The following is a 12,861-nucleotide window of genomic DNA, read 5'->3' as shown; positions in this document are numbered from 1 at the left end:
TCTCGCGAAGTTCCCCGCGCCCCTGAGATGCACACCCTTCGGGTGGCATCTCCCCGAGGAGGCGCAGCCCCCTCAGGGGCGCGGGGAACTGCGCGGCCAGCCCCCACCGGGGCCGCGCGTGAGGGCATACGGAAGGGCCCCGAACCTCAAAGGTTCGGGGCCCTTCCTTGCGTACTCGGCGAACTACGGAAGCTGCGCGGCACGCGCCTCGCGGCGGTTGTCGCGGAAATTGTTCACGCGGCGAGCCGTGGCGAAGAGCGGGATGACCGCTCCGAGCACCAGCTGGAGCGCACAGCCCGTCTGGAGGAGCAGCTGGCCCCCGGGGGCGTCGAAGGCCCACGCGGCCAGCAGAGCCATGCTCAGGACGATCCACGACAGCATCGCGACCGCCGTGCGGCCCCGCGGCTTCGGGTACTCGACCCGGCTCACCATCAGCCACGCCGTACCGATGATCGCCAGGAGCGTCGCCACGAAGGGCAGCTCCAGGAGAACGATCGAGACGACCGTCAGCGCGCCGAACGGCGACGGCATGCCCTGGAACGTGCCGTCCTTCACGGTCACGCAGGAGAACCGCGCGAGTCTCAGCACCACCGCCAGGAGCACCACGATCGCTCCGACCGCGGCCACTCTCTGGTGCGCGTCGTCGGCGACCATGCCGTAGACGAGCACGAAGTAGGCGGGCGCGAGCCCGAAGCTGATGAGGTCGGAGAGGTTGTCCAGCTCCGCGCCCATCGGCGACGAACGCAGCTTGCGGGCCACCAGACCGTCGAACAGGTCGAAGATCGCGGCGGCCAGCATCAGGATCACGGCCGTCGCGGCGGAGTGCCGCGCCATGCCGGAGTCGTTGCTGCCCTGGATGTGCGGGATCAGAATGCCGGTCGTCGTGAAGTAGACCGCCATGAAGCCGCACGTGGCGTTGCCGAGCGTGAGCGTGTCCGCTATCGACAGACGCAGTGAGAGCGGCATCTCCTCCGCCTCGTCGGCGCCGTCGGCGTCGGAGGCCCAGGTCTGGGTCTCGGGATCAGTCACGGTCAATGCGAGTCACCCCAGCCACCGTCTTCTGCCCGACCTCGACGTCGACCTCGACGCCCTCGGGCAGGTAGATGTCCACGCGCGAGCCGAACCGGATCAGACCGATGCGCTCGCCCTGCTCGACCTTCGTGCCCTGGGGGATGTAGGGCACGATGCGGCGGGCGACGGCGCCGGCGATCTGGATCATCTCGATGTCACCGAGCTCGGTGTCGAAGTGCCAGACGACGCGCTCGTTGTTCTCGCTCTCCTTGTTGAACGCCGGGACGAATCCGCCGGGGATGTGCTCGACGGAGGTCACGGTGCCGGAGAGCGGCGCGCGGTTCACGTGGACGTTCAGCGGGCTCATGAAGATCGCGACGCGGGTGCGGCCGTCCTTCCACGGCATGATGCTCTGCACCACACCGTCGGCCGGGGAGATGACCCGGCCGGAGGCGATCTCGCGCTCGGGGTCGCGGAAGAACCACAGCATGCCAGCCGCCAGAGCGGTGGTCGGGACGGCGAGTGCTGCGGCCTTCTTGGACCGACGCGATCGGGCCAGGCTCAGAGCGGCCGTGGCGACGGTCGGAAGGAGCCACGGCGATGCTCCGCGCGCAAGGCGACCACCGAGGAAGCCGTCGCGTGGTGCAGAGGTTTGGCTGTGGGGCATGGATGACCTTCGTAGCGGATGAGGCCGCGCTGGTTACGGGGGGACGGCGGCTTTTCCGGGGATGCTATCGGTTGCGAGCCACAACTGGGCAAGCCAGGAAGCCGAGTCGGCGGCCGAAGAGTGTTGACGGGGTGTGATCTTCCTTGCGAAGAAAACACCCCGTAACCGGACATCACGCCCAGGCTCAGCCCTGGAACCGATACTCTTCGAGCAGTCGACGACCAATGATCATTTTCTGGATTTCGGCGGTACCTTCGCCGATCAGCAGCATCGGAGCCTCGCGGTAGAGGCGCTCGATCTCGTACTCCTTCGAGAACCCGTATCCGCCATGGATCCGGAACGCGTCCTCCACGACTTCCTTGCAGTATTCGGAGGCCAGGTACTTGGCCATTCCCGCTTCGAGGTCGTTTCGTTCCCCGGAGTCCTTTTTGCGTGCTGCGTTGACCATCATCGCATGCGCGGCCTCGACCTTGGTAGCCATCTCGGCCAGCTTGAACTGGATGGCCTGGTGCTGGGCGATCGCCTTGCCGAAAGTGTGGCGCTGCTGGGCATACGAGACACCCAGTTCGAAGGCACGCTGTGCGACACCGCAGCCACGCGCCGCGACATTCACGCGGCCGACCTCGACGCCGTCCATCATTTGGTAAAACCCTCGGCCGGTCTCGCCGCCGAGCACACGATTGGCCGGAATGCGCAGGTCGTCCATCACCAGCTCGGTGGTGTCGACGCCCTTGTAACCCATCTTGTCGATCTTCCCGGGGATGGTGAGTCCGGGACGGACCTCACCGAACCCGGGCTCCTTCTCCACGAGGAAGGTCGTCATCGACTTGTGCGGGGCCGTGCCCTCGGGGTGTCCTTCGTCACTTCGTGTGAGAACCGCCACGAGCGTTGACGTTCCGCCGTTGGTCAGCCACATCTTCTGACCGTTCAGGACGTACTCGTCGCCGTCCTTGACCGCCTTCGACGAGATCGCCGAGACGTCGGAGCCGAGCGCCGGCTCGGACATCGAGAACGCGCCGCGCACCTCGCCGAGCGCCATCCGCGGAAGGAAGTACTCCTTCTGCTCCTGCGTGCCGTGCTGCTTGAGCATGTACGCCACGATGAAGTGCGTGTTGATGATGCCGGAGACCGACATCCAGCCGCGCGCGATCTCCTCCACGCACAGGGCGTACGTCAGCAGCGACTCGCCCAGACCCCCGTACTCCTCGGGGATCATGAGACCGAACAGACCCAACTCCTTGAGCCCGTCGACGATCTGCTGCGGGTACTCGTCGCGGTGCTCCAGCTCCGTCGCGACGGGGATGATCTCCTTGTCCACGAAGTCCCGGACGGTGGACAGGATCTCTCGCTGCACATCCGTCAGGCCGTGGGTCTGGGCGAGTCGGCTCACTTCTGCTTCTCCTGAAGGTCCGGGCGGCCGGGCTGCTCGCCGCCGCGCTCCTTGATGTACGTCTCGGTGGGCACCATCACCTTGCGGCGGAAGACGCACACGAGCGTGCCGTCCTGCTTGTAGCCCTTGGTCTCCACGTAGACGATGCCGCGGTCGTTCTTCGACTTCGACGGGGTCTTGTCGAGGACCGTGGTCTCGCCGTAGATGGTGTCGCCGTGGAAGGTCGGCGCCACGTGCTTGAGCGACTCGATCTCCAGGTTGGCGATGGCCTTGCCGGAGACGTCCGGGACGGACATGCCGAGCAGCAGGGAGTAGATGTAGTTGCCGACGACGACGTTCTTGCCGAAGTCCGTCGTCTTCTCCGCATAGTTCGTGTCCATGTGGAGGGGGTGGTGGTTCATCGTCAGGAGACAGAAGAGGTGGTCGTCGTACTCGGTGACCGTCTTCCCGGGCCAGTGCTTGTAGACGTCCCCGACGGTGAACTCTTCGTAGGTGCGGCCGAACTGCATGTGTCTTACGCCTCCGGGGCCTCGAACTTGCTGGTGCGCTGCATGCCGGCCGCGCGGCCCTTGCCCGAGATGACCAGGGCCATCTTGCGGGAGGCCTCGTCGATCATCTCGTCGCCGAGCATGGCCGAGCCCTTCTTGCCGCCGGCCTCGGACGTGTAGTAGTCGTACGCGTCCAGGATCAGCTCGGCGTGGTCGAAGTCCTCCTGCGACGGCGAGAAGATCTCGTTGGCGGCCTCGACCTGGCCGGGGTGCAGCACCCACTTGCCGTCGAAGCCGAGGGCGGCGGCGCGGCCCGCGACCTCGCGGAAGCCGTCCACGTTGCGGATCTGCAGGTAGGGGCCGTCGATCGCCTGGAGGTCGTTGGCGCGGGCGGCCATCAGGATCTTCATCAGGATGTAGTGGTAGGCGTCGGCGCCGTAGCCGGGCGGCTGCTCGCCGACGACCAGGGACTTCATGTTGATGGAGGCCATGAAGTCGGCCGGGCCGAAGATGATCGTCTCGATGCGCGGGGAGGCCTGCGCGATCGCGTTGACGTTGTTGAGGCCCTGCGCGTTCTCGATCTGCGCCTCGATGCCGATCTTGCCGACCTCGAAGCCCATCGTCTTCTCGATCTGGGTCAGCAGCAGGTCCAGGGCGACGACCTGGTCGGCCGTCTGGACCTTCGGGAGCATGATGCAGTCGAGGTTCTGGCCGGCGCCCTCGACGACGGTGACGACGTCGCGGTAGGTCCACTCGGTGGTCCAGTCGTTGACCCGCACGACGCGCGTCTTGCCCGTCCAGTCACCCTCGTTCAGGAACTTGACGATGGTGTGCCGGGCCTCCGGCTTGGCGAGCGGGGCGCAGGCGTCCTCCAGGTCGAGGAAGACCTGGTCGGCCGCCAGACCCTGGGCCTTCTCCAGGAAGCGGGGGTTGCTTCCGGGCACCGCGAGGCAGGAGCGGCGCGGACGGAGACGGTTCACAGTCATGCGGGGACCTCCAGAGGGTCGAGCTGGTTCGCTTTCCGGATCTCGTCGACGATACGGCCGATGATCTCCGTGATGCCGAAGTCCTTGGGGGTGAAGACGGCGGCCACTCCCGCCCGCTTCAGGTCCTCGGCGTCGGCGTTGGGGATGATGCCTCCGACGATCACGGGGACGTCGGTGGCGCCCGCCTCGCGCATCCGGTCCAGGACGTCGGGCACCAGCTCGGCGTGCGATCCGGAGAGGATCGACAGGCCGACGCAGTGCACGTCCTCGGCGAGCGCGGCGGACACGATCTGTTCCGGGGTGAGCCGGATGCCCTGGTAGACCACCTCGAACCCGGCGTCGCGGGCCCGCACGGCGATCTGCTCGGCGCCGTTGGAGTGCCCGTCCAGGCCCGGCTTGCCGACCAGGAGGCGCAGCTTGCCGCCGAGCTCCTCGCCGGTGCGGCGGACCTTCTCGCGGACCTCGGCGAGCGGGGTGCCCGCCTCGGCGGTCACGGCGACCGGGGCGGAGGAGACGCCGGTGGGGGCGCGGAACTCGCCGAAGACCTCGCGCAGCGCCCCGGCCCACTCGCCGGTCGTGACACCCGCGCGGGCGCACTCCAGGGTGGCCTCCATCAGGTTCTCGGTGCCGGCCGCGGCCTCCTTGAGGCGCTCCAGGGCCTGCCCGGTGGTCGGGTAGTGGAACGGGTCGCCCATGCCCTGGCGGTCGGAGGACTCCTGACGGGTGGTCTTCCACTCGCCGATGGCCCGGACGACCTGCGCCTCGACGGCGTGGTCGACGGTCATGATCGCGGCGTCCAGGTCGGCCGTGAGCGGGTTCGGCTCGGTCGACTCGTAGATGTTCACACCGACGATCTTCTCGTCGCCGGCCTCGATACGAGCGCGCCGCTCGGCGTGCGAGGAGACGAGCTGCGACTTGAGGTAGCCGGACTCGACGGCGGCCATCGCGCCGCCCATCTCCTGGATCCGGTCGATCTCGGCGAGGCACTCCGCGACGAGCTCGTCGACCTTCTTCTCGATGACGTGCGAGCCCGCGAAGATGTCCTCGTACTCCAGCAGGTCGCTCTCGTGGGCGAGGACCTGCTGGATGCGCAGGGACCACTGCTGGTCCCACGGCCGCGGGAGGCCCAGGGCCTCGTTCCAGGCCGGCAGCTGGACGGCGCGGGCGCGCGCGTCCTTGGAGAGGGTGACGGCCAGCATCTCGAGGACGATCCGCTGGACGTTGTTCTCCGGCTGGGCCTCGGTCAGGCCCAGGGAGTTGACCTGCACGCCGTAGCGGAACCGGCGCTGCTTCGCGTTCTCGATGCCGTACCGCTCGCGCGTGATCTGGTCCCAGATCCGCCCGAACGCCCGCATCTTGCACATCTCCTCGATGAAGCGGACTCCCGCGTTCACGAAGAAGGAGATGCGGGCCACGACGTCCCCGAACTTCTCCTCGGGGACCTGCCCTGAGTCGCGTACGGCATCGAGAACAGCGATGGCGGTGGACATCGCGTACGCGATCTCCTGGACCGGTGTGGCCCCCGCCTCCTGGAGGTGGTACGAGCAGATGTTGATCGGGTTCCACTTGGGGATGTGGGACACCGTGTAGGCGATCATGTCGGTCGTCAGACGCAGGGAGGGCCCGGGCGGGAACACGTGGGTGCCCCGCGACAGGTACTCCTTGACGATGTCGTTCTGCGTCGTGCCCTGGAGCGTCGCGATGTCCGCGCCCTGCTCCTCCGCGACGACCTGGTAGAGCGCCAGAAGCCACATGGCGGTGGCGTTGATGGTCATCGAGGTGTTCATCTGCTCCAGGGGGATGTCCTGGAACAGCCGTCGCATGTCACCGAGATGCGAGACCGGGACGCCGACCCGGCCGACCTCGCCGCGGGCGAGGACGTGGTCCGGGTCGTAGCCGGTCTGGGTCGGCAGGTCGAAGGCGACCGACAGACCCGTCTGGCCCTTGGCGAGGTTGCGCCGGTACAGCTCGTTGGACGCCTCCGCCGTGGAGTGACCGGCGTACGTGCGCATGAGCCACGGCCGGTCCTTCTGACGCTCAGTCATCTGCTCGTGCTCCCCCGGGAATCAGATGTTGCGGAAGCGGTTGATGGCGTCGATGTGCTGGGCGCGCTTGTCGTGGTCGCGGACGCCCAGGCCCTCCTCGGGGGCCAGCGCGAGGACGCCGACCTTGCCCTGGTGGAGGTTGCGGTGCACGTCGTAGGCGGCCTGGCCGGTCTCCTCGAGGGAGTAGACCTTCGACAGGGTGGGGTGGATCTTGCCCTTGGCGATGAGGCGGTTGGCCTCCCAGGCCTCGCGGTAGTTCGCGAAGTGCGAGCCGACGATCCGCTTCAGCGACATCCACAGGTAGCGGTTGTCGTACTCGTGGTTGTAGCCGGACGTCGACGCGCAGGTGACGATCGTGCCGCCCTTGCGGGTGACGTAGACGGAGGCGCCGAAGGTCTCGCGGCCCGGGTGCTCGAAGACGATGTCCACGTCCTCGCCGCCGGTGAGCTCGCGGATGCGCTTGCCGAAGCGCTTCCACTCGCGCGGGTCCTGCTCGTGCTCGTTCTTCCAGAACTTGTAGCCCTCGGCGTTGCGGTCGATGACCGCCTCGGCGCCCATGGCCCGGCAGATGTCGGCCTTCTCCGGGGAGGAGACGACACAGATCGGGTTGGCGCCGCCGGCCAGGGCGAACTGGGTGGCGTACGAGCCGAGGCCGCCGCTCGCGCCCCAGATCAGGACGTTGTCGCCCTGCTTCATGCCGGCGCCGTTGCGGGAGACCAGCTGGCGGTAGGCGGTGGAGTTCACCAGGCCCGGGGCCGCGGCCTCCTCCCAGCTCAGGTGGTCGGGCTTCGGCATCAGCTGGTTCGACTTGACCAGGGCGATCTCGGCGAGGCCGCCGAAGTTGGTCTCGAAGCCCCAGATGCGCTGCTCGGGGTCGAGCATCGTGTCGTTGTGGCCGTCCGAGGACTCCAGCTCGACGCTGAGGCAGTGCGCGACGACCTCGTCGCCCGGGTTCCAGGCGTTGACGCCCGGGCCGGTGCGCAGGACGACGCCCGCGAGGTCGGAGCCGATGACGTGGTAGGGGAGGTCGTGGCGCTTGCTGAGCTCGCTGAGCCGGCCGTAACGCTCCAGGAAGCCGAAGGTGGAGACCGGCTCGAAGATCGAGGTCCAGACCGAGTTGTAGTTCACGGAGCTGGCCATGACGGCGACCAGGGCCTCGCCCGGGCCGAGCTCCGGCAGCGCGACGTCGTCGAGGTGCAGCGACTTGCGCGGGTCCTTGTCGCGGCTGGCGAGCCCGGCGAACATCTCCTGCTCGTCCTTGTGCACGGTGACCGCGCGGTACGAGTCGGGCAGCGGCAGGGCGGCGAAGTCGGCAGACGTGGCGGTCTGCGACTGAATCGCGTCCAGGATTTCCTTCACGGTGGTGCCTCCGGCGATGAGCGTCTGAGGGGAACGCTGAGTCGGGGTCGGTATGGGGCTGCTGCTGGTGGTGGTGCGGTGCCGTCGGTTCGGCGGGTGGTGCTCTGGCAGCGCTTGGTGTGGCGCGGAAGGTTGCCTGTGACGCAGGCGTCCGGGCGCGCGAGCCACGGTCGGTCGAGGCTTGCGGGGACAGCCGGCGTACGGAAGTTCTCTGCACGCCGGCCGCCCGGACACCTTCAACGTATGGCACGCCGTGACGGTGCACAAGGCACTGGGTGCCACCAATTTCGCTCAGCTGAAATCTTTTGGCTCCAGCTGAGCGATGATCGATCATCCGTGGTCAGAAGGGGTTTCCGGGCCCCGAAAGGGATCGATGATCGATCGCGGGAGGTGGGGGTGGGGTGGGGAGGGGTGTCGAAGGTGCGGGATGTATGGCACTGCGTGCCAGCAGGGGTGGGGGGCGACACGGGGGGTTCTGCCGATGGGGTGACGGGGGAGGCGGGCGTCCCGGGTTCGCGGCGGATCGCCCGTCGCTAGTAGCCCGTCGTGCGGAGCCAGTGGAGCGTGGTGACGAGCTCCGCGCCGAAGTCCTCGCAGAGCGCGAGCAGTCCGCGGCCCGCGGGCGAGCCGGTCAGGCCGGTGGAGTCGGGGAGGGAGTCCAGGGCGCGGTGACAGGCGGTCTCCACGGCGGCGTGGCGGGAGGCGAAGTAGCCACCGTGTGCCGGGTCCGTGAGGGCGGTGACGTACGCGCGGTGGGCTTCTTCGGAGGGGTGGGCGTGGAGGGAGTCCTCGACGAGGGCGTCGAGGTGACCCGCCAGGCCGGCCGAGGTCTCGTGTACGCGGTCGGCCTCGTCCCCGCCCGGGTTGTCCAGCAGTTCGGCGAAGGTCAGTAGGTTGCCGACGGTCTCCAGCTGGACGAGCTGGACCGTGTCCGGGTCGACCTCGGACGTGAAGAGCGGGGCCGTGCGCAGCGCGGTGACGGCGTGCCGGTAGGCCTGGTCCGTCCGTTCGCCGGGAGCCGCTGCGGCCAGCCGGAACAGCGACTCCAGCGCGGAGCGGTCCAGGCCCCACTCCGCGTCCGGTTCGAACGCGAACAGCGGCGCACGCCACCGCCACAGAGCGAGAGCGGCGGCCTGACGGCGTCGCGGGACGGGCTTCGGGTTGGTCCCCATGGATCCCTCGTCCTCGACCGGTCCGCGCCCCCGGAGGCCGGGCGGCCTCCGGGGCCGGTTCAGCGGTTGTGGAGGGCCTCTTCGATCGTGTGCATGATCTCGGAGAGGGGCGCGTCCGTGCGGGCCACCGTGACCAGGACCTCCCCGGAGGTCGAGACCTGGGCCGGCGGCGGGGACGCGGGGGTGCGGCCCGCGCCGATGCCGGTGCCGAACGTCCGGCGCACGATCGCGAAGGCGTGGTCGAGCTGGGACTCGACGTCACCCTGGCCGCCCGCCCGCAGCCAGCGCCGCAGCACGTGGTTGTGCGCCGTGACGACGGCCGACGCGGCGACCTCCGCGAGCAGCGGGTCGTCGTTGCCGTCGTGGTGGGCCTGCTCGTCGAAGTGGCCGAGCAGGTACCGGGTGAAGAGGCGCTCGTAGCGGGCCACCGAGGCGATCTCCGCCTCGCGCAGCGTCGGCACCTCACGCGTCAGCCGGTACCGCTCGACGGCGACCGTCGGCGACGACGCGTACATCTTCATGACTTCCTTGATGCCCCGGCAGACCGTGTCGAGCGGGTGTTCGTGCGGCGGCGCCGCGTTGAGCACCGCCTCCGCGCGCACGAGCGTGTCGTCGTGGTCCGGGAAGATCGCCTCTTCCTTGGAGCGGAAGTGCCGGAAGAAGGTGCGGCGCGCGACGCCCGCCGCGGCGGCGATCTCGTCGACCGTCGTCGCCTCGTACCCCTTGGTGGAGAACAGCTCCATCGCCGCGGCCGCGAGCTCCCGGCGCATCTTGAGCCGCTGGGCGGCGGCGCGGCTGCCCGCGGCGCTCATCTCCGCCGGAGCGTCGGGCTGAGCTGGGGTACGGGAGGTCTGATCGGCCTTGGGCATGACCCGAACGTACTGCATGTACGTTCCCAGACGCTCCCCGGTCAGCGGGCCGCTCGGTTCCCCGAGCAGCCCGCCCCAGTCCGAACCCACGTCCGAACCCGTGTCCGGTGCGGCTCCCGTCCCCTGCTCAGCGCCGGGCATATTCGCGGAAGCCACGGCCCGTCTTGCGGCCGAGGCAGCCCGCGGCCACCAGGTGCTCCAGGAGCGGTGCCGGCGCGAGCCCCGGGTCGCGGAACTCGCGGTGCAGCACCTTCTCGATGGCCAGGGACACGTCCAGGCCGACCACGTCGAGCAGTTCGAACGGACCCATCGGGTAGCCGCCGCCGAGCTTCATCGCGGCGTCGATGTCGTCCAGCGTCGCGTAGTGCTCCTGCACCATCTTGATCGCGTTGTTCAGGTACGGGAACAGCAAAGCGTTCACGATGAAGCCGGCCCGGTCGCCGCAGTCCACCGGGTGCTTGCGGACCTTGAGCGTGAGGTCGCGGACGGTGGCGTGCACGTCGTCGCCGGTCAGGACCGTGCGCACGACCTCGACGAGCTTCATCGCGGGCGCCGGGTTGAAGAAGTGCATGCCGATCACGTCCTGCGGCCGCGAGGTGGCGCGGGCGCAGGCGACGACGGGCAGCGACGAGGTGGTCGTCGCCAGGATCGCCCCCGGCTTGCAGACCTTGTCGAACGTGGCGAACAGCTGCTGCTTGATCTCCAGGTCCTCGGCGACGGCCTCGAGCGCGAGGTCGACATCCGCGAAGGCGTCGTAGGTGCCGGCCGGCGTGATCCGCGAGAGCGTCTGCTCCGCGGTCTCGGCGGTCATCCGGCCCTTGTCGACGGAGCGCTGGAGCGACTTGGCGATGCGGGCCTTGGCCTTCTCCGCCTTCTCCTCGCTGCGGGCGGCGAGCACGACGTCGTAGCCGGCCTTCGCGAACACCTCGACGATGCCGGAGGCCATCGTCCCGGAGCCGGCGACACCGACGGAGCGCACCGTGCGGGTGGGCGCCGCGTCCGCGTCGGTCAGCGGCGTCAGCGCGTCCCGCACGACGACCTCGCTGCCGGGCGCCTCGTACGAGTAGAAGCCGCGGCCCGCCTTGCGGCCGGTCAGGCCCGCCTCGGCGAGCTGCTTGAGGATCGGCGCGGGGGCGTGCAGCCGGTCGCGGGACTCGGCGTACATCGCGTCGAGGACGGTGCGCGCGGTGTCGATGCCGATCAGGTCGAGCAGCGCCAGCGGGCCCATCGGCAGACCGCAGCCGAGCTGCATCGCGGAGTCGATGTCCTCGCGGGAGGCGTACTTGGCCTCGTACATCGCGGCGGCCTGGTTGAGGTAGCCGAAGAGCAGACCGTCCGCGACGAAACCGGGCCGGTCGCCGACCGCGACGGGCTCCTTGCCCAGCTCGACGGCGAGCTCGGTGACGGCGGTGACCGCGGTCGGCGCGGTCAGCACACTGGAGACGACCTCGACGAGCTTCATCGCGGGCGCAGGGTTGAAGAAGTGGAGGCCGAGCACGCGCTCGGGGCGGGCCGAGTCGGCGGCGAGCCGGGTCACGGACAGCGCGTTGGTGCCCGTCGCGATGATCGTCTCGGGCCGCACGATCGCGTCCAGGTCCCGGAAGACCTGCTGCTTGATCTCGTACGACTCGGGCACGACCTCGATGACCAGGTCGGCGCCGGCCGCGGCCTGCAGGTCGGTGAACGTACGGAAGCGGGCGAGCAGGTCCGCACGCTGCTGCTCGGTGAGGTGCTCACGGCGCACCGCACGCGCCGTCGAGGCCTCCAGGGCGGCGACGGCCTGCCCGGTGGCGGCCTCGCTGATGTCGATGCCGATGACCTCGCGGCCGGCGCGGGCGAGCACCTCGGCGATGCCGGTGCCCATGGTGCCGAGACCGACGACGGCGATCGTCGAGAGAGGGGACAGGGGAGCGTCCATCCGGGAACTCCAGGAGTGAGGGTGACGACTGAGGGGTCGTACGCGAACGCCGGAAAGGCGGAAGGCGTACGGGAGTTGACCCGCGCGACCGGCCGTGCAGGGCGGATCGCGGGGGCGGAACCGGACGGCCCTGTCCCGGAGCCGTGCCGTACTGAGAAGAGAAATGCTGGTACTGCGAAACCGCGGTACCGAACCGACTGACACTCGGGGCGGCTGCGTCACCAGGCCGCCTGGAGTGGTGCTGCGGGAGAGTGTGTCCCGCTCAACTGAGCTTAACCACCCAGTAACGAGCGCGCCAGTCCTCGCGGTTGGTCTTTCGCTGTGATCTATGTCGCCGCAGGCCGGGCGCGTCTACCCTGGCCGCCATGGACGAAGAGTCGCGAACGGTGACGGAACGCATCCGGAAGGAAGCCGGTGGGGCGCCCGCCTTCGAGCGGCTCGCCGCGACGGGGGACCGCGACACCCTGGCCGCGGTGCTCACCGCGCCCGAACAGCCGTTGTGGGCGAGGGAACTGGCCGCTCACCGGCTCGGCCTCGCGGGCGACCGGCGCGCGTTCGAGGCCCTCGTCCTGCTGCTCAACCACCGGGACCCGGACCGCTGCGCGGCCGCCGCCGACGCGCTCGCCGCGTTACAGGACCCGCGCACCGCCCGCGCCGCGGCCGCGCTCGCCACGAACGAGCTGCGCGTCGCCTACGCCCTGCACCCGATCCGGCTGCTGACCCGGCTGCGCGCCCCCGAATCCGCCCCGGCCCTGATCACCACGCTGCGCCGGCGCCTGGCCCCGCACGACCCGTACCGGAAGGTGGCGCTCGCCTGCGTCGAGGGTCTCGGCAGCCTCGCCGACCCCCGGGCCCGCGAGGTGCTCACCGAGGCGAGCGCGCATCCGCGGCTCGCGATGGCGGCGGCCGCGGCCCTGGCCCGGCTCCCGGCCTCCTGACGGAGACCGGAAGCGCGA

11 protein-coding genes are annotated in these 12,861 nt (G+C 69.4%); 1 reads left to right on the top strand and 10 read right to left on the bottom strand.

What is annotated here, in order from left to right; translation table 11 throughout:
• Positions 1-183: 183 nt before the first annotated feature.
• From pssA to IAG42_RS06385, 10 genes are all read right to left on the bottom strand, one after another.
• The gene (pssA, locus tag IAG42_RS06430; RefSeq protein WP_188341220.1) at positions 184-966 is read right to left on the bottom strand and encodes a CDP-diacylglycerol--serine O-phosphatidyltransferase; all 783 of its coding nucleotides are present in this window, start codon (positions 964-966) and stop codon (positions 184-186) included.
• A gap of 55 nt (positions 967-1,021) precedes the next feature.
• Positions 1,022-1,678, bottom strand: coding sequence for a phosphatidylserine decarboxylase (locus IAG42_RS06425; protein ID WP_188336053.1), 657 nt, complete (start codon positions 1,676-1,678; stop codon positions 1,022-1,024).
• Between the two features lie 184 nt (positions 1,679-1,862).
• A complete protein-coding gene (locus IAG42_RS06420) occupies positions 1,863-3,068 on the bottom strand; it encodes an acyl-CoA dehydrogenase family protein (protein WP_188336052.1) in 1,206 nt (401 codons plus the stop codon).
• The gene (locus tag IAG42_RS06415) at positions 3,065-3,577 is read right to left on the bottom strand and encodes a MaoC family dehydratase (RefSeq protein ID WP_188336051.1); all 513 of its coding nucleotides are present in this window, start codon (positions 3,575-3,577) and stop codon (positions 3,065-3,067) included. The genes IAG42_RS06420 and IAG42_RS06415 overlap by 4 nt, the downstream gene beginning before the upstream one ends.
• A 5-nt stretch (positions 3,578-3,582) precedes the next feature.
• Entirely contained in the window at positions 3,583-4,542 is a 960-nt protein-coding gene (locus IAG42_RS06410; protein WP_188336050.1) for an HpcH/HpaI aldolase/citrate lyase family protein, read from the bottom strand.
• Positions 4,539-6,587 carry a protein meaA gene (locus IAG42_RS06405; RefSeq protein ID WP_188336049.1) on the bottom strand — a complete coding sequence of 683 codons (2,049 nt, stop codon included), beginning with the start codon at positions 6,585-6,587 and terminating at the stop codon, positions 4,539-4,541. Before IAG42_RS06405 ends, IAG42_RS06410 begins: the two co-directional genes overlap by 4 nt.
• A gap of 21 nt (positions 6,588-6,608) precedes the next feature.
• Positions 6,609-7,946 carry a crotonyl-CoA carboxylase/reductase gene (ccrA, locus tag IAG42_RS06400; RefSeq protein ID WP_188336048.1) on the bottom strand — a complete coding sequence of 446 codons (1,338 nt, stop codon included), beginning with the start codon at positions 7,944-7,946 and terminating at the stop codon, positions 6,609-6,611.
• A gap of 533 nt (positions 7,947-8,479) precedes the next feature.
• The gene (locus tag IAG42_RS06395; protein ID WP_188336047.1) at positions 8,480-9,118 is read right to left on the bottom strand and encodes a hypothetical protein; all 639 of its coding nucleotides are present in this window, start codon (positions 9,116-9,118) and stop codon (positions 8,480-8,482) included.
• A gap of 59 nt (positions 9,119-9,177) precedes the next feature.
• Positions 9,178-10,005 (bottom strand): TetR family transcriptional regulator, encoded by an 828-nt coding sequence (locus tag IAG42_RS06390; RefSeq protein ID WP_188336046.1) that lies wholly within the window; start codon positions 10,003-10,005, stop codon positions 9,178-9,180.
• 109 nt (positions 10,006-10,114) lie between these two features.
• Positions 10,115-11,905: a 3-hydroxyacyl-CoA dehydrogenase family protein gene (locus tag IAG42_RS06385; protein ID WP_188336045.1), complete on the bottom strand. Its 1,791-nt coding sequence runs from the start codon at positions 11,903-11,905 to the stop codon at positions 10,115-10,117.
• Between the two features lie 365 nt (positions 11,906-12,270).
• Between IAG42_RS06385 and IAG42_RS06380 the strand changes: the two genes are divergently transcribed.
• On the top strand, positions 12,271-12,843 hold the full coding sequence (locus tag IAG42_RS06380) for an adenylosuccinate lyase (protein WP_188336044.1): 573 nt from the start codon (positions 12,271-12,273) through the stop codon (positions 12,841-12,843).
• Positions 12,844-12,861: the final 18 nt, after the last annotated feature.

This window comes from Streptomyces xanthii, from assembly GCF_014621695.1.
Lineage (GTDB): Bacteria > Actinomycetota > Actinomycetes > Streptomycetales > Streptomycetaceae > Streptomyces > Streptomyces xanthii.
This window is presented reverse-complemented; position numbering and strand designations above follow the sequence as displayed.

Bases quoted from the DNA above. Each gene is read 5' to 3' on its own strand.
- pssA (WP_188341220.1), bottom strand. From the start codon at position 966: ATGCCGCTCTCACTGCGTCTGTCGATAGCGGACACGCTCACGCTCGGC.
- IAG42_RS06425 (WP_188336053.1), bottom strand. From the start codon at position 1,678: ATGCCCCACAGCCAAACCTCTGCACCACGCGACGGCTTCCTCGGTGGT.
- IAG42_RS06415 (WP_188336051.1), bottom strand. From the start codon at position 3,577: ATGCAGTTCGGCCGCACCTACGAAGAGTTCACCGTCGGGGACGTCTAC.
- IAG42_RS06410 (WP_188336050.1), bottom strand. From the start codon at position 4,542: ATGACTGTGAACCGTCTCCGTCCGCGCCGCTCCTGCCTCGCGGTGCCC.
- IAG42_RS06405 (WP_188336049.1), bottom strand. From the start codon at position 6,587: ATGACTGAGCGTCAGAAGGACCGGCCGTGGCTCATGCGCACGTACGCC.
- IAG42_RS06395 (WP_188336047.1), bottom strand. From the start codon at position 9,118: ATGGGGACCAACCCGAAGCCCGTCCCGCGACGCCGTCAGGCCGCCGCT.
- IAG42_RS06390 (WP_188336046.1), bottom strand. From the start codon at position 10,005: ATGCAGTACGTTCGGGTCATGCCCAAGGCCGATCAGACCTCCCGTACC.
- IAG42_RS06385 (WP_188336045.1), bottom strand. From the start codon at position 11,905: ATGGACGCTCCCCTGTCCCCTCTCTCGACGATCGCCGTCGTCGGTCTC.
- IAG42_RS06380 (WP_188336044.1), top strand. From the start codon at position 12,271: ATGGACGAAGAGTCGCGAACGGTGACGGAACGCATCCGGAAGGAAGCC.